The organism is Marinobacterium sp. LSUCC0821, assembly GCF_012848475.1.
Taxonomy (GTDB): Bacteria; Pseudomonadota; Gammaproteobacteria; order Pseudomonadales; family Balneatricaceae; genus Marinobacterium_E.
Window position 1 is genome coordinate 2,279,962 of record NZ_CP051666.1, and the last position, 21,745, is coordinate 2,301,706.

Sequence of the window (21,745 nt, forward strand, 5' to 3'; positions counted from 1 at the left end):
ATAAAATGAACCTCATCGACTCCCACTGCCATCTCGATTTTCCCGAATTGGCAGAGGGACTCGAGCAAGAACTGGACGCCTGCGCTGATGCAGGTGTAAACCAGATCATCATTCCCGGTGTCACTGCTGCCGAATGGCAACGTGTTTTGGACTCTACGCTATTCCATCACCCAGTCACTCGCTATGCAGCTCTTGGTCTGCACCCCTGTTTTCTTAATCATCACTCGCTTAAGACTGATATTGAACGGCTAGAATCGCTTTTGCGAACTCACTCCAATATCGTCGCTGTGGGCGAGTGCGGGTTAGATCTCTTTATTGAAAACCCTCAATTGGAGCAACAGCTGCAGTTATTTGACGCTCAGCTTGAGCTTGCGAAGCAGTTTGAACTACCCGTCATTTTGCATGTGAGGCGATCTGTCGATCTGGTTTTGAAGTCCCTACGTAGACATCAACTGAAAGCAGGCGGCGTTGCCCATGCATTCTCGGGCAGTATTCAGCAAGCTCAAGAGTCTACAAGGTTGGGTTTTAAAATTGGTATCGGTGGTTCAATCACCTATGAGCGTGCTCAGCGTCTTCGAAAAGTCGTTGTTGAAATTCCGTTAACAGAAATTTTGCTCGAAACTGATGCGCCTGATATGCCGCTGAATGGCTTTCAAGGAGAGTCTAATCGCCCCTCTCGAGTTAAGCTGGTAGCAGAGTGTTTAGCCCAGCTGCGTGGAATTTCTGTTGAAGAGGTAGCAGAGCAAACAACGGCGAATGCTAAGCAGTTGTTCGGGCTCTAGGTGTTTGTCCTGAGCCTGAAGGCGCTCATTGATTGACGCTTTATACCGGGGTCAGAGTAGTCTAACACCCAAAGGGCGTTAGACTACTCTGACCTCAATTGTATGACCCCGGTATGTGCACTACCAGCTCTGGAAAGTGCTGCTATTGCGGATGACAGGCTGAAGGCCTGTCACCAAGGTAGCAAATATTTATTTACTACCAGTTACTTCATTGTATTTAGCGATCTGGTCTGCAGTTGCTTCGCTCTGGTACTTATCTTTCCAATCTGCGTATGGCTCGCCGTAAACAAGCTCACGAGCCTGCTCGTAATCGATGCTCTCACCGCGCTCTTCGGCAGCAGCTACATACCATTTAGAGAGGCAGTTACGGCAGAAGCTTGCAAGGTTCATTAGGTCGATGTTCTGCACCTCTTTGTGGTTATCAAAGTGGGTGAGTAAGCGACGGAAAACGGCTGCTTCAATCTCGGTTTTAGTCTGTTGGTCCATGTCGGCTCCTAATCTTTATAAATACGTTTATCTATCAATGCATATGCTGGTCGAGTTCGTCGCAGATCGCGTGTGTAAGTCGATCGCAAATCTCGGGATCTGTAATAGGCTGTTTGTTCACATCGGTGACGTAGAAGAAGTCCTCCACGCGCTCGGCGATGTTGGCGATTTTTGCCTTATGAACGTTTACTTCAAACTGCGCGAAGATACGTCCTATACGAGACAGCAGTCCAGGGCGATCGGCGGTGAATACCTCAAGTACGGTCTGCTGTAGCACGGGGTCGGTGTGCATCGACGCGCTGGTTTTAATTGGGAATAACTTAAGCTGTCTTGGTACGCGACGGTGAATAATCTCGGGGAAATCATCGGGGTCATCAAGTTGTTCTACTAGGTAATCCTGGATTTCACGCAGATAATCAGGATTGTCGCTTAGCGGCTGATTATCCTCATCGAGCACGGTATAGGTGTTTAAGGTGTAACCGTTATTGGTCGCTATGATGCGCGCATCCTGAACGCTTAGGTGTAGTTGGTCCAGTGCCGCTACTGTTGCCGCAAATAGGTTGTTTGTATCAGGAGCGTAGATGAAAATCTCAGTCGCCCCTTCATGCGCCCTAAAGCTGTGTCTGTGGAGATTCACTACCGGCAGCTGTTGATTACCATGCTCAAGTATCGCTTGAGTATGTCGCGCAATTGCGCGGCTATCTACGCGAAGGAAGTAATCATCACCGAGTAGTGCCCAAAACTCCTCAACTGCACGCTTATCTGCACCGACACGTTGCAGAGATTGCATCGCTTCGAATTGGGTCTGCTCGACGAGCTCCTCTTTACCGATTGGGTTCTCGAGACCGCGGCGCAGGGCGCGGCGTGTTTCGGCATAGAGCTGGCGCATTAGGGTTGCGCGCCAAGAGTTCCAAAGCTCATTGTTGGTGGCATTAATATCTGCAACGGTCATTACGTAGAGGTAGTCTAGGTGGGTTACGTCACCAACAATGGATGCAAACTCATGAATCACTTCTGGGTCAGAGATGTCGCGACGTTGTGCAGTCATCGACATTAATAGATGCTTCCCAACAAGCCAGGCGACAAGCGCGCCATCCCATTTGCCCAAATGGTGTCGATTACAGAATTCGATAGCATCAACTGCGCCTAGTTCAGAGTGGTCCCCGCCACGCCCCTTAGCAATGTCGTGATAGAGACCGGCTACATAAAGCAGTTCAATCTTTGGAAGGTTGTTAACCACGCGATGCGCCACAGGGAAGGTGTCTCTAAATTCAGTGTGGCGGAACTGCCGCATCATCTGAATCACTTTGAGCGTGTGGGCATCAACCGTGTATATGTGGAACAAATCATGCTGCATCTGGCCGACAATATTGCCAAACTCAGGTAGGTAGAGCCCGAGAATACCATAGCGATTCATACGTTTTAGTTCTGTTGAAACGCGCTCTGGTGAGCGAAGTAGCTCCATAAAGAGCGATGTGTTGCGCAGATCATTGCGGAACTCATCATCTATTAGATGGCGGTGATCGCGTAGTAGGCGAATTGTTGATGCTCGAACACCCTTGATGTCTGGGTTTTGGGCCATCAGCACAAACAGCTCTAATATTGCAAAGGGGTTGTGCTGAAAAACCTTTTTGTGTGCGACGGCAAGGTAGTTGTCGCGAACAATAAATCGAGAGTTTAGTGTGCGAACTTCATGATCATCGTCGGCACGAAGGATAACTTCATCGAAGTATTGCAGGAGCATGTCGTTGAAACCCGCCATCGCTTTTGCGATACGGTAGTATTTGCTCATGAACTGCTCTACTGCGAGTGATTCATCATTGGTTTCGTAGTTGAAATATTCCGCTAGTGTGCGCTGGTGGTCAAAAAGGAGACGGTCCTCACGGCGCTTATTGTGCATGTGGAGTGCATAACGAATTGTCCAAAGGTAGAGCTCTCCTCGGTTGAGGGTCTCTAATTCAGACTCTGTCAAAAATCCGTGGTGGACCAAATCTTTAATGTAGGTCGCACCGAAGTGACGTTTAGCCACCCAACCCACGGTCTGTAGATCTCGTAAGCCGCCAGGTGAGTTTTTGATGTTGGGTTCTAAGTTGTACTCAGTGTTGTTGGTCGCGCTATGACGCTCGGTCTGCTCTTTAAGCTTCGCTTTGAAAAATTCGGAGTCGGTCCAAGCATCATCAGATGTGACGCGATCATACATGCGCTGTTGAAGCGCTGGATTGCCTGTTAGCGCGCGTGACTCTATTAGGTTGGTGGCGATTGTGATGTCGTGTTTACACTCGTTGTAACACTCCTCAATTGAGCGAACACTAGAGCCGATATCAAGATTAATATCCCAAAGAAGAGTTAAGAAGCCGCTGATGGACGTTTCGTATTCGGTTGCATCAACGCCATCCAAAAGAATGAGAATGTCGACATCTGAATGGGGGTGGAGTTCGCCACGTCCATAACCGCCGACAGCTATTAAGGAGATTTGCTCCTCACTTGGCCATTCAAAGTTATCCCAAACAACGCGCAAAATTTGATCTATGACCCAAGCGCGGCCATATATCAGTTTGCGAATATCCTCTTTGGCCTTAAAGGCCTCGTGCATCTTATGAGTCGAATCTTTAATGACCGCTTTAAGTGCTGCGGTAAGTGAGCCAGATGCGATTTTCTCAAGCAGTAGATCGGTATCCAAAAACTGCTCAATACCTTTGATTGGAACGGGTGACACCTGCATGGGTCTGCTCCTTAACGCAGCGGATTAATCAGTGCGGCGAGTTATGCTCGCTCTTCGTTACGAAGGGTTAGGATCTCATGGCCATCAGCAGTCACTAGAATAGTGTGTTCATACTGAGCTGAAAGAGATCTATCTTTAGTGCGAACTGTCCAGCCATCGTTCTTGTCAAGCGTGACCTGGCGTTTGCGAAGGTTGATCATAGGTTCAATCGTGAAACACATTCCCTCTTCAAGAATAACGGCTTCACGAAATAGAGACTCTTTTGGATCGTAGTAGTGCATCACCTGGGGCTCTTCATGAAAGCCTGCGCCGATTCCATGACCACAGTATTCACGAACCACGGAGTAGTGATTTGCTTCAGCATGTTTCTGTATCGCCTTGCCAATGTCGCGAAGATCGGTGCCTGGTTTCACCATCTCGATTCCGAGATTCATGCACTCCTGGGTAACTTTACACAAGCGTGAAGCGAATTGAGGTACTTCGCCTACGCAGAACATTTTGCTGGTGTCGCCGTGGTAACCATCTTTGATCACGGTGATATCGAGGTTAACGATGTCGCCTGCTTTAAGTGGGCGGTCATTCGGGATGCCGTGACACACAACCTCATTCACTGAAGTGCAGATAGATTTAGGGAATCCATGGTAGTCAAGCGGTGCAGGGATCGCCTTTTGTACATCAACAATGTAGTCGTGACAGATCTTGTCCAGCTCGTTAGTCGTGATGCCAGGCTGAACATGCTCTTCGATCATTTCGAGTACTTCTGCAGCCAAACGGCCAGCGACACGCATCTTTTCAATTTCATCAGCTGTTTTGATGATAATAGTCATCGGAAATCCTATCTAAATCGGTGTGTAACGCTTTGGGTATTTAAAGCGTGTTTTGATAGTGCTTATTGTACAGGAGGTAGGCGCAGGGTCTACCGATGTTTGTAACGTAAAATGAAAGCAGATGTCAGGTAGATGGCCAGACACCGTTACTCCGAAGGTGGGGTTTTTCGTGGTGTCTGGCTTTCAGCCCGACATCCGTTTTTGTGGTGGGCAATGAATTAAATAACTTCTCAAAACTTGGTTGTTATGGTATAAACTGCGCTCCAAAATTTCGTGCCTCGGCACATAACTAAAACACACACACTTCGTCACGTGTATCTGGGTGCCCGAAAGGGTTGATATATGGGGGGTGTGGAGGTTTAAACCCTAAAGGAAATTGCAAAATGGCAAAAGTTAATATGCGTGACCTGCTTAAAGCAGGCGTACACTTCGGTCACCAGACTCGTTACTGGAACCCAAAAATGTCGAAGTTCATCTTCGGCGCGCGCAACAAAATTCATATCATCAACCTTGAGCACACGCTACCTGCTATGAACAACGCGCTTGACGTTGTTAAAGGTATGGCTTCGAACAAGAACAAGATTCTTTTCGTTGGTACTAAGCGTGCAGCTGCTAAGGTTGTTAAAGAAGAAGCTTCACGTGCTGGCATGCCGTACGTAAACCACCGTTGGTTGGGTGGTATGCTGACTAACTACAAGACTATCCGTCAGTCGATCCGTCGTCTACGTGATCTTGAAGCTCAGTCTCAGGACGGTACTTTCGCGAAGCTAACTAAGAAAGAAGCACTAATGCGTGCTCGTGAGATGGAAAAGCTTGAGCTTTCTATCGGTGGTATCAAGGATATGGGCGGTCTTCCAGACGCACTATTCGTTATCGACGTTGACCACGAGCGTATCGCTATCAACGAAGCTAACAAGCTAGGCATCCCAGTTATCGGTGTTGTTGATACAAACAGCAACCCAGATGGCGTTGATTACGTTATCCCAGGTAACGACGACGCACTTCGCGCTATCCAGATCTACGCTCAGTCTATCGCTGATGCTTGTCTAGAAGGCAACGAAGCAAACGCTGGTGCTCCAAGCGAATTCGTTGAGGTTGAAGAGCAGGCAGCGGCTGAGTAATCAGTCATAAGTTTGTTATAAAAGCCTGACAACATATACAAACAAGGGGGCTTCATTGCCCCCTTTTTTTGAATTTGAACTGTAAATTTTAAGAGGATTGCGTAATGGCAACTATCTCTGCAGCAATGGTTAAAGAGCTGCGTGACCGTACTGGTCTTGGCATGATGGAATGTAAGCAGGCACTGACTGCTGCTGAAGGCGACATTGAAAAAGCGATTGATGATCTTCGTAAGTCATCTGGTCTAAAGGCAGCTAAAAAAGCTGGCCGTACAGCAGCTGACGGTGTTGTTGCTGTTCGTGTTGCTGATGACGCTAGCTACGGTGTTCTTCTTGAAGTTAACTCTGAAACTGACTTCGTTGCTCGTGATGAAGGTTTCCTTGGCTTCGTAAACAAAGTTCTTGATAAAGCATTTGCTGACAAGCAGACCGATGTTGCTGCCCTTATGGCTGGAGAACTAGAGTCTACTCGTGAGGCGCTTGTTCAGAAGATCGGTGAAAACATCACCGTTCGTCGTGTTGAACTTGTTGAAGGTGCGGTGGTTGATGGTTACGTTCACTCTAACAACCGTATCGCTGTTCTAGTTTCTCTAACTGGTGGCGATGCTGAACTTGCTCGTGATGTTGCGATGCACGTTACAGCCTCTAACCCACGCGTTTGTAAGCCTGAAGATATGTCTCAAGCTGAGCTGGATAAAGAGAAAGAGATCATCATGGCTCAGCCTGATATGGAAGGCAAACCACAGGAAATCAAAGAGAAGATGGCTGTGGGTCGAGTTAAGAAGTTCCTTGCTGAAAACAGCCTTGTTGAGCAGGCGTTCGTTAAGAATCCAGAGCTTACAGTTGGTAAGCTAATCTCAGCTGCTGGCGCAGATATCAACGGCTTTACTCGTCTAGAAGTAGGTGAAGGTATTGAAGTTGAGAAGAAAGACTTCGCACAAGAAGTTGCAGAACAGCTAAAAGGCTAATTCTGCTCCAAAACTAGCCCTGCATACTTGCGGGGCTAGTTGCTTTCGATATACCTTTATTCCACTGCAATTTTTCGCCTGTATCGGAGGTGTCCATGGCCGCATCTAAACCAAACTCAAAATATAAGCGCATACTGCTAAAACTTAGTGGTGAAGCGTTGATGGGCGAGGAGAATTTCGGCATCGACCCTAAAGTACTTCACCGTATGGCACTTGAGATCGGCCAGTTGGTCGGAATCGGTGTTCAGGTCGGTATGGTGATTGGTGGTGGTAACCTGTTCCGTGGTGCTGCATTAAGCGCAGCGGGACTGGATCGTGTAACAGGCGACCACATGGGTATGCTTGCTACCGTTATGAATGCGTTAGCGATGCGTGATGCGCTTGAGCAGTGCAACATTGCAACACGCGTTATGTCTGCAATTCCGATGAGCGGCGTGGTAGATCAATATGATCGCAGAAATGCGATGCGTTACCTATCTCAGGGTGATGTGGTGATCTTCGCGGCTGGTACCGGTAACCCCTTCTTTACTACAGACTCAGCTGCTTGTTTGCGCGGTATTGAGATCGAAGCTGATGTTGTCCTTAAAGCGACCAAAGTTGATGGTGTCTACACAGCGGATCCAATGAAAGATCCTACTGCTGTCCGTTATGACCGTCTTAGCTTCGATGAAGTGCTTGAAAAGCAGTTGGGTGTAATGGATATGACAGCTATCTGTCTAACTCGCGACCACGACATGCCTGTGCGCGTATTCAATATGAATAAGCACGGTGCGCTTGTTAACCTGTTGGTGGGTGGCGATGAGGGCACGCTGATTGATAGCTGCCGTGATCTTGGAGATAAATAAGAATGATTAATGATATCGTTAAAGACGCTGATCAGCGCATGGCTAAGAGCGTTGAGTCGCTGATTGAGCAGTTCAAAAGAATTCGTACAGGTCGTGCCACACCTGCGATTCTAGATTCTGTAAAAGTTAACTACTATGGCTCAGAGATGCCAATTAATCAGGTAGCTAACGTGACTGTGGAAGATGCGCGTACTCTCTCAATTATCCCTTGGGAAAAGCCAATGGTGCCTGAGATTGAGAAGGCGATCATGAAGTCTGATCTAGGTCTTAACCCAGCGACTGCGGGTGATATTATTCGTGTGCCAATGCCCGCTCTTACTGAAGAGACGCGTAAAGGCTACATTCGTCAGGCGCGTCAGGAAGCTGAAGGTGCGCGTGTTGCTGTGCGTAATGTGCGTCGTGATGCAAATGGCGATATTAAAGATCTTCTGAAGGAGAAAGAGATCACTGAAGATGATGCTCGTCGTGGCGAAGATCAGGTTCAGAAAGAGACCGACAAGCATGTTGCTGAAATTGAGAAGCTACTTGCTCAGAAAGAGAAGGATCTGATGGAGATCTAATCTCCTTCAGGTCTAGCTCTATGCTAGGACCGACCTTTTAATGGCCGATAATAACGATAAGACCCAAACAATCCGCCCAGTTCCCCGCCATATCGCTGTGATCATGGACGGCAATAATCGTTGGGCCAAAGAGCGCAGATTGCCATCGTTAGCTGGGCATAAGGCTGGCGTTGATAGCGTGCGTGATGTGATTCGCGGCTGTATGGAAGCCGGTGTCGAGTCACTTACCCTTTTTGCATTCAGTTCTGAAAATTGGCGTCGCCCTGCGAATGAAGTGAGCGGGCTCATGGATCTTTTTGCCTGGGCGCTTGATCGTGAAGTCAAAAAGCTAATCAAGAACAATATCCGTCTTCGTGTTATTGGCGATAAGTCTGGCTTCTCTGAGTCGCTGCAGGCCCGCATAGCCAAGGGTGAAGCGGCAACTGAGCACTGCACTGCACTCAATCTGAATATAGCTGCAAACTACGGTGGGCAGTGGGATATTACTCAGGCAGTTCAGCAGTTAGCCGAAAAAGTTCAGACGGGCGAATTAGCTCCTAGTGATATCGATTCAGAGATGATCTCTCAGCGGGTTTCAATGGCGGACCAGCCATTACCTGATCTCTGTATTCGCACAGGTGGTGAACAGCGTGTCAGCAATTTCTTGATCTGGCAGTTTGCTTACACTGAGTTTTACTATAGCGATCTTTTCTGGCCAGATTTTGGCCACGCTGAAATTTTAGGTGCTATTAAAGATTTCCAAACTCGCGAGCGTCGTTTTGGGCGTACAAGTGAGCAGGTAGAGGCAGGTGATAATGTTTAAGCAACGTGTCATTACAGCTTCAATACTGGCCCCAGTTGCGCTAGGTGCGGTTTTTCTTCTACCGCCTTCACTGTTCTCTGTGGTTATGGGGCTGGTAACGCTCATCGGCGCCTGGGAGTGGGCGAACTTTGCGGTTCATACTCGTCGAGAGCGTTACGCATTTGTTGCTGTAGTCGCGCTAATCATGGCTCTATTGTCGCCACTTTTAACCCAGTTAACGCCTATGCTCTTGATTTTGACTGCAGGTTTTTGGGTGTTCGCTATTTCGCGAGTTCTTAAATACCCAAGCACTCTTGGTGTCGATCAGAAGCTGACAAAACTACTCATTGGTATTTGTGTATTGATCCCCTCCTGGGTCGCTATGGTCGGTTTGAAGTCGCATGAACAGGGACACACGCTGTTGGTGATGTTATTCCTGTTGGTTTGGGGGGCTGATATTGGCGCCTACTTTGCGGGCAAGCGTTTCGGACGCGTCAAGCTCATTCCAAAAGTGAGTCCAGGAAAAACCCGAGAGGGTATGTATGGCGGTCTGCTTGCATGTCTTTTGATTGGTCTTGGATTCTCAATCGTTATGGGAGTCTCGCCAGTAGCTGTAGTCGCGCTGCTCTTGCTGGCATTGATTACCGGTGTAGTATCTGTATTTGGTGATCTATTTGAGAGTATGTTCAAGCGTGAGCGTGGCATCAAAGATAGCGGCAATATTTTGCCTGGGCATGGTGGTGTGCTTGATCGAATCGACTCGCTGACAGCTGCCGCGCCAATTTTTCTTCTCGGTATTTTGATTCTGCCAATTCTTTAGAGGCTTTAATGGGTTTGTTGCAAACTATTTTAGCGACACTGGTTACCTTAGGTGTATTAGTTACTATCCATGAGTGGGGTCACTACTTTGTGGCGCGCTTGTGTGGTGTCAAGGTGCTGCGTTTCTCGGTCGGTTTTGGTAAGCCCCTGTGGATGCGAACTGCAAAGGATGGCACTGAGTATGCGGTAGCTGCTATACCTTTGGGTGGGTATGTTCGCATGCTGGATGAGCGTGAAGCTCCAGTTCCAGATCACCTTAAAAACCAAGCCTTCAATAATAAATCTGTGCTGCAGCGCATCGCTATTGTGGCTGCGGGTCCTTTCGTAAATCTTATCTTTGCAGTATTGGCATACTGGGCTCTCTTCGTTTCAGGTGTGACGGTTGTGAAGCCTGTTATTGGGTCAATTGCCCCTGGCTCACTCGCTGAAGTGGCTGGTCTACAGGCAGGATCTGAGATTGTTGAGATCGATGGTCGTGAGGTCCTTGCTTGGGAAGAGGTTAATTTAGCCTTAGCTGCCCGTGTCGGCGAAACAGGATCGATCGAGATTAGAGCCGGAGAGCCTGAATCTGGTTGGCTGCGTAGTTACACACTTCCGATCGACAGTTGGGCTGTGGATCTTGAGAGTGAGTCACCACTTCGAGCTTTAGGATTGCGCCCATGGCAGCCCGAAGTTGAGCCAAGAATCGGTCAGCTATCTGAAGATGGACCGGCAATGCGCGCAGGTCTTCGTTCTGATGACCTAGTGCTTGCTATTAACGGTGTTGCTGTTCCAAATTGGATGGATCTAGTTGGAATTGTCCAGGCTTCACCAAATCAGCTTTTACAATTTGAAGTGTTGCGTGCGGACGCGCGTTTAGTGCTTGATGTTACTCCGTCGCTACGCCCAGAGCCTGGTTCAGATCAGGGTTATATTGGTGCAGGAGTCGTTGTGCCGGAGTGGCCAGATTCGATGTTGCGTGATTTGAGTCAAGGGCCGATAGATGCACTTGTGAGCGGTTTCTCTAAAACGTCGCAAATGATCGGTCTGACGCTAGACTCAATTAAAAAGATGATTCTTGGGGCTATCTCAGTTAAAAACTTGAGTGGGCCAATCACCATTGCTAAAGTGGCAGGAGCTTCAGCAGCATCGGGCCTTGAATCATTTATCAGCTTCTTGGCCTATTTGAGTATCAGTTTGGGTGTGCTCAACTTGCTGCCGATTCCAATGCTCGATGGAGGGCATTTGGTGTACTACATTGTCGAGCTTGTACGTGGTCGCCCTGTGAGCGAAAAAGTGCAGATGTTCGGAATGCGTATTGGCATGGCGCTGCTATTTAGCTTGATGGCGCTGGCGATGATTAACGATATAGCGCGTCTATAGCGCTTAGGACTATTTTGAATGAAGCGTTCTCTCTTACTATCCTTGGCTGCACTTCTTCTCTCTACCTCTGTGTATGCGGCTGACTTTGCAGTTGATGATATTCGTATCGAAGGTTTGCAGCAGGTTGAGCCTGGTATCGTTTTTCGTAACTTCCCAATTCTTCGTGGTGATCAGGTTGATGATCGCCGTTTGAACGAAGCAACCAAAGATCTCTTTGATTCGGGTTATTTTGATGATGTTGAACTGCTTCGTGATGGTGATGTTCTCGTTGTTCGAGTAAAGGAGCGTCCATCAATTGCTCTAATTAGGCTTGAAGGAAATGACTTGATTAAAGAAGAGCAACTGCGCGCAGCTCTTAAAAGATCAGGTTTAGATGAAGGCTCTATCTTTAAGCGTTCTGCTCTTGATCAAATTCGCCTTGAGCTTCTTAAAGTTTATAACGAGGCAGGTCGTTACACTGCACAGGTTAACTCTGAAATTGAAGAGCTCTCGACCAATCGTGTTGCTTTAAATATTTCGATTAAAGAGGGCAAAAGCGCAGTTATCGAGAAAGTTTCTATTATCGGTAACAAGCAGTTTAGTGATGAGGAGTTGCTGCCCCTATTTGATCTGAGTGTCACTAACGCATTCTCTTGGTGGACCGACAATGACAAGTATGCTCGAGAAAAGCTCTCTGCTGATATCGAAAGACTTCGCTCATTTTATCTTGATCGCGGTTACATGCAGTTTGAAGTTACCTCAACCGATGTCTCTATCAGTCCTGATCAGAAACAAGTTTATTTAACAATAAACGTATCTGAGGGGGCCCAGTTTTACTTGAAGTCAGTTGAAATTACTGGAAATTTGGCAGTTCCAAAAGAGCAGCTTGAACAGCATTTGCAGGTCGCTGCTGGCGAGTTGTTTAATAGAAAGATGATCGTTGAATCAAATGACTTAATTCAGCGCGAACTAGGTAATTCTGGATATCTTGCTGCTCGATCTAATGCAATCCCTGAGGTGGATGGCAAAGATAGTGTGAAGCTTAAGTTTTATGTTGAGCCTGGTAAGCTAACCTCGATTCGCCGTATCGAAATTCGAGGTAACTCCATGACGGCAGATGAGGTGATTCGTCGTGAACTACCTCAAATGGAAGGTGCCATCGCAAGTGCTGATTTGATCGAGAAGTCTAAGTCTAGGCTGAATCGCACTGGTTTCTTTAGTAAGGTTAATGTAGTTTCCAAGCCTGTTCCGGGGTCGGATGATCAGGTTGATTTAGAGTTTACTGTTGAAGAGCAGCAGTTGGGTCAAATTGCAGCTGGAATTGGGTACTCAAGCGCTGACGGTATTCTTTTCGATCTATCTCTACAGCAAGATAACTTCCTAGGTTCTGGTAAGCAATTTGGCTTTGCCTTTAGTAACTCTCAGGTTTTAACCGAGTACTCATTTAACTTTAATGATCCCTATTACACTTTAGATGGTGTAGGTCGCGGTTACAAAGCTTACTACCGTCAACGTGACTTTGCTGCTAGTGATGTTTCAAACTACAACACGAATGAAGTGGGCGGTTCTATTAACTTTGGTTATCCCTTAGATGAGTATCAGAGAATAACTCTTGGTGTAGGCATAGATAACACACAGTTGAACATAAACTTTAAAGATGCTGATAATGACGGGGTTAATGATATAAATATCCCTTCAACTATAACGACGTTTGTTTCTGGCCTTAGCGACAATTACCTAACTTACAATCTAACCGCTCGTTGGAAGGATAATCATTTGAATAATGGTTTTTTCCCGACAGATGGTTATTTGAATGAAATTAATGCCGATGTTGCAGTTCCTGGTGGAGACCTTAGTTACTTTAAAACCTCTCTTTTAGCTAGATACTACAAACCACTAGATCGTGATCATACTTGGGTTTTAGGTTTAAAAACTCGTAATGGATACGCTGATTCTCTTGATGGTAGCCCATACCCATTTTATCAAAACTTTTTTGCAGGTGGTTTAAGAACGGTGCGAGGTTACGCTAATAATAGTTTGGGGCCTAGAGATCCTAGTACTCAGGATACTATCGGCGGTAACATTTTAGTTTCAGGCTCTGCGGAGTTAATTTTCCCTGCACCATTCATTGATAATGAGTCGATTCGCGGTATTGCCTTCATGGATGCTGGCAACGTTTATGCCACAAATTGTGGTGGTTTAGATAACTGTTCTTCGAATATTAATCTTGATGACCTTAGACTTTCCGCTGGTGTGGCTATCAGTTGGATAACAGCTATTGGTCCGCTTTCAATATCTTTTGGTCAGGCACTTAATGCTCAAACAGGAGACACAACCGAATCTGTTCAGTTTGCACTAGGGCAAACATTCTGATGAAAAATATCAGTTTTTCCTTTCTATTGGTGTTGCTAGCATCAAATGTTAATGCTGGGGCGATGGTATTATTAGACGTTGATGCTGCGCTTCGTGCATCAGAGCCAGCAAAGGCATTCTCAGCATCTCTTTTACAGTCGACTCAGTCTGATGAGAAGGCTGTTAAAGATCTCGAGCAGCAGGCGCGTCAGTTGCAAGCAGATTTGGAGAAGAGTAAAGGCCTGCTCTCTACTGAAGAGTTGCAGCGTAAGCAGATGCAGTTCCAAAAGGTTTATGGCGAATACCAGAAACAGGGGCAAGCTCTTCAGCAGCTTCGCGCGCAGAAAGAGCAGGCGTTTATTCAAGGTATACGACCTAAATTGGATGAGGTGATAAAACAGCTCATTCAAGAACGTCAGATTTCGGTGATCTTGAATCGCCAGTCTGCTATCTATACCGAGCCTGGTGTAGATATCACTGCTGATGTTGTTAAAAAGCTTAACGAGCTTAAATAGCCCGCACAGAGACTAGGATACTGAGTGACCAATAAGCATATTAATGCATCCGAAATTGCCAATTTGGTAGGTGGAACCCTAGTGGGTGAGGATCTATCTGTATCTGGTGTTTCAACGCTTGCTGCAGGCTCGCCTATCCAAATTAGTTTTCTATCGAACTCCAAATATCATTCACAGTTATCTTCATCTAAAGCGGGTGTTGTGCTGGTTTCCGACGAGTTTGCGTCGCTGGTACCTAACTCTGCGATCGTTGTTGCCAATCCCTATCTCGCTTTTGCTCAGGTGACTCAACTATTCGATTGGCGTGTTGAAGTCCAGGGCTTTCAATCTGATCGGGCATCCATTCACCCTGAAGCACTTGTTTCTCCAGCAGCTTATGTATCTGCTGGAGCCGTGATTGAAGCGGGTGCAGTTGTATCAGAGGGTGCGTACATTGGCCCCAACAGTGTAGTGGGTTGCGGCTCTGTTGTTGGGGAGCAGTCACGATTGGAGGCTAATGTATCTATCTACCCGGGTGTAGAGATCGGGCAGCGTTGTTTGATTCACTCAGGTGCTGTGATTGGTGCGGATGGTTTTGGTTTTGCGCACGATGGTAAAGGTTGGGTGAAAATAGCTCAGCTCGGTGGTGTGACTATCGGTGATGATGTTGAAGTCGGTGCCGGAACGACGATTGATCGCGGCGCGCTTGAGAATACCCATATTGCCAATGGTGTTAAGCTGGATAACCAAATTCAGATAGCACACAACGTTCAAATCGGCGAAAGTACGGCAATTGCAGGTTGTACAGCGATTGCTGGTAGCACTCGTATCGGTAGTCATTGTACTATTGCAGGTATGAGTGGTGTTACTGGTCATCTTGAGATTGCCGATAAAACACATATCACAGCGATGACGCTGGTGAGTCGCTCAATTAAGGAACCCGGTGCTTACTCTTCGGGTACCGGATTAGAACCTCATGCTCAGTGGAAACGGAACGTGGTGCGGTTCAGACAGTTAGATCAACTGTCACAGCGAGTTAAGCAATTAGAGCTACTCGTCCAACAGCTTGCTTCAGAAGGTAAAGATTAAAAGATGATGGATGTAAACGAGATACGTAAGTACCTTCCACACCGCTACCCATTCCTACTTGTTGATCGTGTTGTAGAATTGACTCCAGGTGAGTCGATTGTTGCCTACAAAAACGTGACTGTGAATGAGCCATTCTTCAATGGCCACTTCCCAGATCATCCAGTAATGCCCGGCGTATTAATCGTTGAGGCTATGGCGCAGGCTGCTGGGATCCTTGGCTTTAAAACCATGGATAAGACGCCTCAGGATGGTTCAATTTACTATTTTGTTGGTGCTGATAATCTGCGCTTTAAGCGTCCAGTAGTACCTGGTGATCGTCTGCAGTTAGAAGCATCTGTGTTATCAGAGAAGCGCGGCATCTGGAAATTCGAAGTTAAAGCGACCGTAGATGGTGCTCTAGCTAGCTCTGCAACCATTCTTTGTGCTGATCGTAAGGTCTAAACGTTGATTCATCCACAGGCGATTATTGATCCATCCGCTCGACTGGCAAGTGATGTCACTGTAGGTCCGTGGACCTATATCGGCCCTAATGTCGAAATAGGGGCGGGTACACGTATTGAATCTCATGTGGTTATTAAAGGCCCTACGAAAATTGGCGCCAACAACCACATCTATCAATTCGCATCTGTGGGTGAGGATTGTCAGGATCTGAAATACGACGGCGAGCCAACAGAGCTTGTGATCGGTGATGACAACACCATTCGTGAAGGTTGTACCATTCACCGCGGTACTGTTCAGGATCAGGGCATTACTCGCATCGGAAATCACAACCTCTTTATGGCTAATGTGCATGTGGCTCACGACTGTGTTGTGGGGAGTCACATTATCATTGCTAACAATGCCGCCTTGGCAGGCCATGTGCATGTAGATGACCATACCATTCTTGGCGGATTCACTGCGGTGCATCAGTTCTGTCGCATAGGTGCGCATGTCATGTGTGGTGCGGGTACTGTGGTATTACAAGATATTCCTGCCTACACACTCGCTACAGGTAACGCTGCAAAACCTCACGGTATCAACGCTGAGGGTTTGCGCCGTCGTGGTTTCTCTGCAGAGTCAATTCGTGCACTGAAGAATGCCTATAAAACGGTTTATCGACAAAATCTGTCGCTTAGCGATGCAATCGATAAACTTGCTGTCGAGGCTGCTTCAGAACCTGCTTTGGATGCGCTTCTTCGTTCGTTGCGCAACTCTACTCGTGGAATTATCCGCTAAATCAACTAGACCCTTAAGAGTTGCGATTGTTGCTGGCGAAGAGTCGGGTGACATTCTCGGAAGTGGTCTAATCGAACAGATTCAGAAACTCTATCCCAACGCTATTTTTGAAGGTGTGGCTGGCGAACGCATGCAAGCCAAGGGTGCTAAGAGCTTATTCCCAATGGAGCGACTCTCTATCATGGGGTTGGTTGAGGTGCTTAAACGCTTGAGAGAGCTGTTGGGTCGTCGCAAGGGGTTGGTTGAACGTTGGTTAAGTAACAAGCCAGATCTTTTTATCGGAATAGATGCCCCAGACTTTAACTTAGGTTTGGCAAGGAAGCTCAAGGCCGCTGGTATTTCAACTGTTCACTATGTCAGCCCTTCTGTATGGGCTTGGCGTGAGAAGCGACTTAAGAAGATCGAACAGTCAGTCGATCTTATGCTCTGTTTTTTGCCGTTTGAAGCTGCTTACTATGCAAATAGTCGAGTTGATGCTCAGTTTATTGGCCATCCACTCGCCTCTAGGTTGCCCTTGGATATTACTAAAGAGGCTGCTAAAGAGGAGCTGGGTCTTGACCCTTCTCGTCCCGTGGTGGGGTTGATGCCTGGGAGTCGTGGCTCTGAAGTGGCTAATCTAACGCCAGATTTTATTGAGACAGCGATCTGGTTGTCAGAACGGCGGGCTGATGTGCAATTTGTGATTCCCGCCGCCAATGAGGCACGCTACCAACAGATATCTGAAATGTTGGCTTCGCATGCCAGCCGTATCTCAGCGCACCTAGTTAAACGTCAATCACAGACAGTGCTGATGGCGTCAGATTCTGTGTTGATCTCCTCGGGTACTGCAACGCTTGAAGCGATGTTGTGCGGAACCCCGATGGTGGTGAGTTATCGTATGTCAGCAATGACCTACGCTATCATTTCACGCATGCTGAAAACACAATTTGTTTCTCTGCCCAATCTTCTTGCCAATGAGTCGCTTATCCCGGAGCTGCTGCAAAATTCCGTGAGGGCTGAGGTGCTTGGCCCGCATCTATTAAGATCGCTTGAGGATGAGGCGTATCGTGATCATCTGCACGCTCGCTTCTCGGACTTGTCCGCCCTGATTCGAATGGATTCCGATGTCTCTGCAGCACTGGCTGTCGATCGCCTTATTGAGGCAAGGAGATAGCATGGAGACGATCGGTTTTGATTTTTCTGATGTGCAGTCTATTGCTGGTGTCGATGAGGTAGGTCGTGGCCCTCTAGTAGGTGATGTGGTTGCCGCTGCCGTTATCTTGGATCCACATAACCCGATTGATGGCTTGATGGATTCGAAAAAACTTTCGGAGAAACGTCGCGAGCAGCTGGCAGTTGAAATTAAGGAGAAAGCTCTGGCCTGGTCTATTGCTGTGGCAACGCCAGCTGAAATCGATCAGCTCAATATTCTCCATGCAACAATGCTGGCCATGCGCAGAGCTGTATTGGGTTTAAAAGCTAAGCCTGATTTTGTCTACGTTGATGGTAATCGCTGCCCTGAAATTCCTTATCCTGTTGAAGCTGTTGTGAAAGGGGACTCTAAGGTGGCAGAAATTAGTGCTGCATCCATTATCGCAAAGGTACATCGTGACCATCAGATGATAGAATTGGACGCTCGCTTTCCGCAGTATCAATTTGCTAAGCATAAGGGTTACCCCACAGCGGACCATCTGCGTTTATTAGAAGAGCATGGTGTGTTGCCAGAGTATCGGCGCTCATTTGGTCCGGTTAAGCGTTTAGTCGAGTTAAGTTAACGGCCGTTTGGCTTATAAAGGAGTAACGTCAGAATGTCTGACGCTAAGTTTGTTCATCTTCGCGCCCACTCAGAGTTCTCGCTGTTTGATGGATTGGTGCGTGTAAAAGAGTTAGTAAAGCAGGCTGCTGCAGAAAAAATGCCAGCCGTTGCTTTGACTGATCAAACAAACCTTTATGCTCTCGTAAAATTCTATAAAGCGGCTTTAGGGGCCGGTGTTAAGCCGATTTGTGGTGTCGATTTTTGGGTCGTCGATGACGAAGATCAAGCCGCTGAACCTTTCCAGTTAACCCTGATCGTGCAGAACGGCCAAGGCTATCGCAACCTGATGGAGCTGGTCTCGCAAGCCTATGCAGAGGGGCAGGCAATAGACCCAGAGCGAGCGCTTATTTTTAAAAGCTGGTTGGCGCCTAAAGCGGCTGGACTCATTGCCTTATCTGGGGGCCGTAAGGGTGATATAGGTCGTGCCCTGTTGGCAGGCTCAGAGGATATATCTGAGCGTTTAGCCTTCTGGCAAGCTCTTTTCCCCAATGCCTTCTACCTTGAATTATCGCGTACCGGTCGCCCAGATGAAGAACGCCTGATTCATGCAAGTGTGGAGCTTGCACGCACTACAGGTTTGCCAGTTGTGGCTACCAATGAGGTGATGTTTGTCCGTGAGGATGATTTCGATGCTCACGAGGCGCGGGTATGTATCAACCAAGGGCGTACTCTTGATGATCCAAGCCGGCCACGTGAATATACCGATCAGCAATATTTTCGCTCTACTGCTGAGATGGTTGAGCTCTTTTCGGATATCCCCTCGGCCATTGCCAATACGGTAGAGATCGCTAAGCGCTGTAATATCGAGATTGAACTGGGTATCTACTACCTGCCTCGCTTCCCAATACCTGAAGGGGTATTGATGGATGACTACTTCCGCAAAGTCTCTGAAGTTGGTTTGGAAGAGCGTCTCGATTTCCTAATGGATCGCGAGTCGCCTGACTTTGCCGAGAAACGAAAGCCCTACGATGAGCGTCTTAAGTTTGAGCTCGATATCATCATTCAGATGGGTTTCCCAGGCTACTTCCTTATCGTCATGGACTTCATCAAGTGGGCGAAGGATAACGGCATTCCAGTCGGTCCTGGTCGTGGTTCTGGTGCCGGCTCTTTGGTGGCCTATGCACTGAAAATTACCGATCTAGATCCACTTGAGTATGATCTGCTTTTCGAACGTTTCTTGAACCCAGAGCGTGTATCGATGCCTGACTTCGATATCGACTTCTGTATGGATAACCGCGATCAGGTGATTGACTATGTAGCGCGTACCTATGGTCGTGATGCGGTGTCACAGATTATCACCTTCGGTACCATGGCTGCTAAAGCGGTAGTGCGTGACGTGGCTCGAGTTCAGGGCAAACCCTTCGGTCTTGCTGACCGCCTCTCTAAGCTTATCCCCTTCGAAGTTGGGATGACGTTGAACAAAGCTTGGGAGCAAGAGGATGCGCTTCGCGAGTTTGTGAACGGTAGCGAAGAGGCGCAAGAGATCATGGAGATGGCCTACAAACTCGAGGGCGTTACTCGAAATGTAGGTAAGCACGCTGGTGGTGTCGTGATTGCACCGACCAAGCTAACAGACTTTTCTGCAACCTACTGTGACTCTGAAGGTCAGGGCCTGGTTACTCAGTTTGATAAGAACGATGTTGAAGAGGCTGGCCTCGTTAAGTTCGACTTCTTGGGTCTACGAACTCTTACGATCATTGATTGGGCCTTAGAGACAATCAATAGAACCCGTGCCGAGAAGGGCGAAGAGCCATTACAGATTGAAGGTATCGATCTTGAGGATCCTACCGTCTACGATCTGCTAAAACGGGCCGAGACGACCGCAGTATTCCAGTTGGAGTCGAGTGGCATGAAAGATCTGATTCGTCGTCTTTTGCCGTCGCGCTTTGAGGATATCGTCGCACTGGTGGCACTGTTCCGCCCAGGTCCGTTGCAATCGGGCATGGTTGATGACTTTATCAACCGTAAACACGGCCGTGCAGAGATGGCCTGGCCGCACCCTGATTACCAGTTAGATAGTCTCCAGCCCGTCCTTGAGCCAACCTACGGCATCATCCTGTATCAGGAACAGGTTATGCAGATTGCCCAGGTGATGGCAGGTTATACCTTAGGTGGCGCGGACATGCTCCGTCGTGCTATGGGTAAGAAAAAGCCAGAAGAGATGGCTAAGCAGCGCCACTCTTTCATCGAGGGCTCTAGTGCGCAAGGGATTGATGAGACTCTCTCGGGTAACATCTTTGATCTGGTTGAAAAATTTGCGGGCTACGGCTTCAACAAGTCGCACTCAGCCGCGTATGCGCTGGTCTCTTACCAAACAGCTTGGCTGAAAACGCACTACCCTGCGCCGTTTATGGCGGCAGTTATGTCATCTGATATGCAGAACACCGATAAGGTCGTGACCTTTATCGAAGAGTGTCGCCAGATGAAGTTAAAGGTGCTGCTGCCAGACGTAAACCTCTCCGAATTTAAATTTACCGTAAGCCCCGCTCAGGAAGTGATCTGTGGCTTGGGTGCTGTGAAAGGGGTGGGTGAAGGTCCTGTTGAAGCGATCATGGAAGCGCGTAAGTCAGGCCCATTTAAGGATCTGTTCGACTTCTGTCAGCGTGTAGGCTCAAAACGTCTTAATAAGCGCGTTTTGGAATCACTTGTTCGCTGTGGTGCTGTTGATGCTTTAGGGCCTAATCGCGCTGTATTGTGGGCGTCGATCTCTGCTGCACTGCAAGCGGCTGACCAAGATGCGCGTAATCAAGATGCAGGTATGTTTGACCTCTTTGGCGAATCGGAAGAGGTGATCTCCGCAGATCCTTACGAGCCATTTATGGGGGCGCATGAGTGGAGTGACAAAGAACGTCTTACTGGCGAGAAAGATACTCTGGGCCTCTATGTGACAGGGCACCCGATCGATCAATATGAGTCAGAATTAAAACACTTTGTGTCGCGCAAACTTGTTGAGCTGCAGCCAGCGCGTGGTCGACCACAAAAGATGGCAGGTTTGGTTGTTGATCTGCGTGTGAAGAAGACAAAGCGTGGCGAGAACCTCTGTTTTGTTACACTAGATGATCGAAGCGCGCGTATCGATGTCAGCCTTTTTGGTGAAACCTACGATGAGGCGAGACGACTGATTCAGAAAGACCAGGTGATCGTTGTTGAGGGAGAAGTTGCCACAGATGATTACAATGGTGGGCTTAAAGTACGAGGTCAGCAGGTGCTGGGTGTCGCGGAAGCACGCATTCGTTATGCTCAATCGCTAAAGATTAAAACGACTGAAAAATCACTAGCGGGTCGCAGAATTCGTGAGCTGCAGGATGTTCTTAAGAGTGCAAAAGCGATTCAGCAGGGTGTGCCTGTGGTGCTCGATTATCAGTGTGGAGATGCGCAAGGGCGTATCCAGCTTGGGCCTAAGTGGGTGGTGACACCTACAGATGATCTGATGCTGGCGCTGCGTGAGCTATTTGGAAATAACGAAGTCGAACTTGAATACGTCTGAAGGGTGGCGACTTTTTTGCACCCGCGGTAAAATTCATTCAACAGTTTTTATAGAAAGAAGCGGA

General features: G+C 47.8%; 19 protein-coding genes. 16 read left to right on the forward strand and 3 right to left on the reverse strand.

Going from position 1 to position 21,745, the window contains the following annotated elements; translation table 11 throughout:
- The first annotated feature begins 5 nt into the window (after positions 1-5).
- Positions 6-782: a TatD family hydrolase gene (locus HH196_RS11145; protein ID WP_169452187.1), complete on the forward strand. Its 777-nt coding sequence runs from the start codon at positions 6-8 to the stop codon at positions 780-782.
- 189 nt (positions 783-971) lie between these two features.
- On the opposite strand, the gene HH196_RS11150 is transcribed toward HH196_RS11145, so the two are convergent.
- The 3 genes from HH196_RS11150 to map are packed head-to-tail and all read right to left on the reverse strand — an operon-like array spanning position 972 to position 4,817.
- Positions 972-1,268: a DUF1244 domain-containing protein gene (locus HH196_RS11150; protein WP_169452188.1), complete on the reverse strand. Its 297-nt coding sequence runs from the start codon at positions 1,266-1,268 to the stop codon at positions 972-974.
- Between the two features lie 34 nt (positions 1,269-1,302).
- Entirely contained in the window at positions 1,303-3,990 is a 2,688-nt protein-coding gene (locus HH196_RS11155) for a [protein-PII] uridylyltransferase (protein WP_169452189.1), read from the reverse strand.
- Positions 3,991-4,031: 41 nt separating this feature from the next.
- Positions 4,032-4,817 carry a type I methionyl aminopeptidase gene (gene map / locus HH196_RS11160; RefSeq protein ID WP_169452190.1) on the reverse strand — a complete coding sequence of 262 codons (786 nt, stop codon included), beginning with the start codon at positions 4,815-4,817 and terminating at the stop codon, positions 4,032-4,034.
- Positions 4,818-5,200: 383 nt separating this feature from the next.
- On the opposite strand from map, the gene rpsB reads away from it, so the two are divergent.
- From rpsB to dnaE, 15 genes are all read left to right on the forward strand, one after another.
- Entirely contained in the window at positions 5,201-5,938 is a 738-nt protein-coding gene (gene rpsB / locus HH196_RS11165; protein ID WP_169452191.1) for a 30S ribosomal protein S2, read from the forward strand.
- 104 nt (positions 5,939-6,042) lie between these two features.
- Positions 6,043-6,903 (forward strand): translation elongation factor Ts, encoded by an 861-nt coding sequence (gene tsf, locus HH196_RS11170; protein ID WP_169452192.1) that lies wholly within the window; start codon positions 6,043-6,045, stop codon positions 6,901-6,903.
- Positions 6,904-6,998: 95 nt separating this feature from the next.
- Positions 6,999-7,748: a UMP kinase gene (gene pyrH / locus HH196_RS11175; RefSeq protein ID WP_169452193.1), complete on the forward strand. Its 750-nt coding sequence runs from the start codon at positions 6,999-7,001 to the stop codon at positions 7,746-7,748.
- Between the two features lie 2 nt (positions 7,749-7,750).
- Positions 7,751-8,308: a ribosome recycling factor gene (frr, locus tag HH196_RS11180; RefSeq protein WP_169452194.1), complete on the forward strand. Its 558-nt coding sequence runs from the start codon at positions 7,751-7,753 to the stop codon at positions 8,306-8,308.
- A 40-nt stretch (positions 8,309-8,348) separates the two neighbouring features.
- A complete protein-coding gene (gene uppS, locus HH196_RS11185; RefSeq protein WP_169452195.1) occupies positions 8,349-9,110 on the forward strand; it encodes a polyprenyl diphosphate synthase in 762 nt (253 codons plus the stop codon).
- A complete protein-coding gene (locus tag HH196_RS11190) occupies positions 9,103-9,909 on the forward strand; it encodes a phosphatidate cytidylyltransferase (protein WP_169452196.1) in 807 nt (268 codons plus the stop codon). Before uppS ends, HH196_RS11190 begins: the two co-directional genes overlap by 8 nt.
- An 8-nt stretch (positions 9,910-9,917) precedes the next feature.
- Complete coding sequence (gene rseP, locus HH196_RS11195; protein WP_169452197.1) at positions 9,918-11,270, forward strand: RIP metalloprotease RseP; 1,353 nt, start codon at positions 9,918-9,920, stop codon at positions 11,268-11,270.
- 18 nt (positions 11,271-11,288) lie between these two features.
- Positions 11,289-13,622 (forward strand): outer membrane protein assembly factor BamA, encoded by a 2,334-nt coding sequence (gene bamA, locus HH196_RS11200; RefSeq protein WP_169452198.1) that lies wholly within the window; start codon positions 11,289-11,291, stop codon positions 13,620-13,622.
- On the forward strand, positions 13,622-14,116 hold the full coding sequence (locus HH196_RS11205; protein WP_169452199.1) for an OmpH family outer membrane protein: 495 nt from the start codon (positions 13,622-13,624) through the stop codon (positions 14,114-14,116). The genes bamA and HH196_RS11205 overlap by 1 nt, the downstream gene beginning before the upstream one ends.
- A gap of 24 nt (positions 14,117-14,140) precedes the next feature.
- Positions 14,141-15,184 carry a UDP-3-O-(3-hydroxymyristoyl)glucosamine N-acyltransferase gene (gene lpxD, locus HH196_RS11210; protein ID WP_169452200.1) on the forward strand — a complete coding sequence of 348 codons (1,044 nt, stop codon included), beginning with the start codon at positions 14,141-14,143 and terminating at the stop codon, positions 15,182-15,184.
- Positions 15,185-15,187: 3 nt separating this feature from the next.
- Positions 15,188-15,625, forward strand: a complete 438-nt coding sequence (fabZ, locus tag HH196_RS11215; RefSeq protein ID WP_169452201.1) for a 3-hydroxyacyl-ACP dehydratase FabZ — start codon at positions 15,188-15,190, stop codon at positions 15,623-15,625.
- 3 nt (positions 15,626-15,628) lie between these two features.
- Positions 15,629-16,399 carry an acyl-ACP--UDP-N-acetylglucosamine O-acyltransferase gene (lpxA, locus tag HH196_RS11220; protein ID WP_169452202.1) on the forward strand — a complete coding sequence of 257 codons (771 nt, stop codon included), beginning with the start codon at positions 15,629-15,631 and terminating at the stop codon, positions 16,397-16,399.
- Positions 16,383-17,552, forward strand: a complete 1,170-nt coding sequence (gene lpxB / locus HH196_RS11225) for a lipid-A-disaccharide synthase (protein WP_248276859.1) — start codon at positions 16,383-16,385, stop codon at positions 17,550-17,552. The genes lpxA and lpxB overlap by 17 nt, the downstream gene beginning before the upstream one ends.
- 1 nt (position 17,553) lies before the next feature.
- Positions 17,554-18,153: a ribonuclease HII gene (rnhB, locus tag HH196_RS11230; RefSeq protein WP_169452204.1), complete on the forward strand. Its 600-nt coding sequence runs from the start codon at positions 17,554-17,556 to the stop codon at positions 18,151-18,153.
- 33 nt (positions 18,154-18,186) lie between these two features.
- Positions 18,187-21,681: a DNA polymerase III subunit alpha gene (gene dnaE / locus HH196_RS11235; protein ID WP_169452205.1), complete on the forward strand. Its 3,495-nt coding sequence runs from the start codon at positions 18,187-18,189 to the stop codon at positions 21,679-21,681.
- Positions 21,682-21,745 lie beyond the last annotated feature (64 nt).

Excerpts from the sequence above, each read along its gene's own strand:
- HH196_RS11145 (WP_169452187.1), top strand. The coding sequence starts at position 6 with ATGAACCTCATCGACTCCCACTGCCATCTCGATTTTCCCGAATTGGCA.
- HH196_RS11150 (WP_169452188.1), bottom strand. The coding sequence starts at position 1,268 with ATGGACCAACAGACTAAAACCGAGATTGAAGCAGCCGTTTTCCGTCGC.
- HH196_RS11155 (WP_169452189.1), bottom strand. The coding sequence starts at position 3,990 with ATGCAGGTGTCACCCGTTCCAATCAAAGGTATTGAGCAGTTTTTGGAT.
- map (WP_169452190.1), bottom strand. The coding sequence starts at position 4,817 with ATGACTATTATCATCAAAACAGCTGATGAAATTGAAAAGATGCGTGTC.
- rpsB (WP_169452191.1), top strand. The coding sequence starts at position 5,201 with ATGGCAAAAGTTAATATGCGTGACCTGCTTAAAGCAGGCGTACACTTC.
- tsf (WP_169452192.1), top strand. The coding sequence starts at position 6,043 with ATGGCAACTATCTCTGCAGCAATGGTTAAAGAGCTGCGTGACCGTACT.
- pyrH (WP_169452193.1), top strand. The coding sequence starts at position 6,999 with ATGGCCGCATCTAAACCAAACTCAAAATATAAGCGCATACTGCTAAAA.
- frr (WP_169452194.1), top strand. The coding sequence starts at position 7,751 with ATGATTAATGATATCGTTAAAGACGCTGATCAGCGCATGGCTAAGAGC.
- uppS (WP_169452195.1), top strand. The coding sequence starts at position 8,349 with ATGGCCGATAATAACGATAAGACCCAAACAATCCGCCCAGTTCCCCGC.
- HH196_RS11190 (WP_169452196.1), top strand. The coding sequence starts at position 9,103 with ATGTTTAAGCAACGTGTCATTACAGCTTCAATACTGGCCCCAGTTGCG.
- rseP (WP_169452197.1), top strand. The coding sequence starts at position 9,918 with ATGGGTTTGTTGCAAACTATTTTAGCGACACTGGTTACCTTAGGTGTA.
- bamA (WP_169452198.1), top strand. The coding sequence starts at position 11,289 with ATGAAGCGTTCTCTCTTACTATCCTTGGCTGCACTTCTTCTCTCTACC.
- HH196_RS11205 (WP_169452199.1), top strand. The coding sequence starts at position 13,622 with ATGAAAAATATCAGTTTTTCCTTTCTATTGGTGTTGCTAGCATCAAAT.
- fabZ (WP_169452201.1), top strand. The coding sequence starts at position 15,188 with ATGATGGATGTAAACGAGATACGTAAGTACCTTCCACACCGCTACCCA.
- rnhB (WP_169452204.1), top strand. The coding sequence starts at position 17,554 with ATGGAGACGATCGGTTTTGATTTTTCTGATGTGCAGTCTATTGCTGGT.
- dnaE (WP_169452205.1), top strand. The coding sequence starts at position 18,187 with ATGTCTGACGCTAAGTTTGTTCATCTTCGCGCCCACTCAGAGTTCTCG.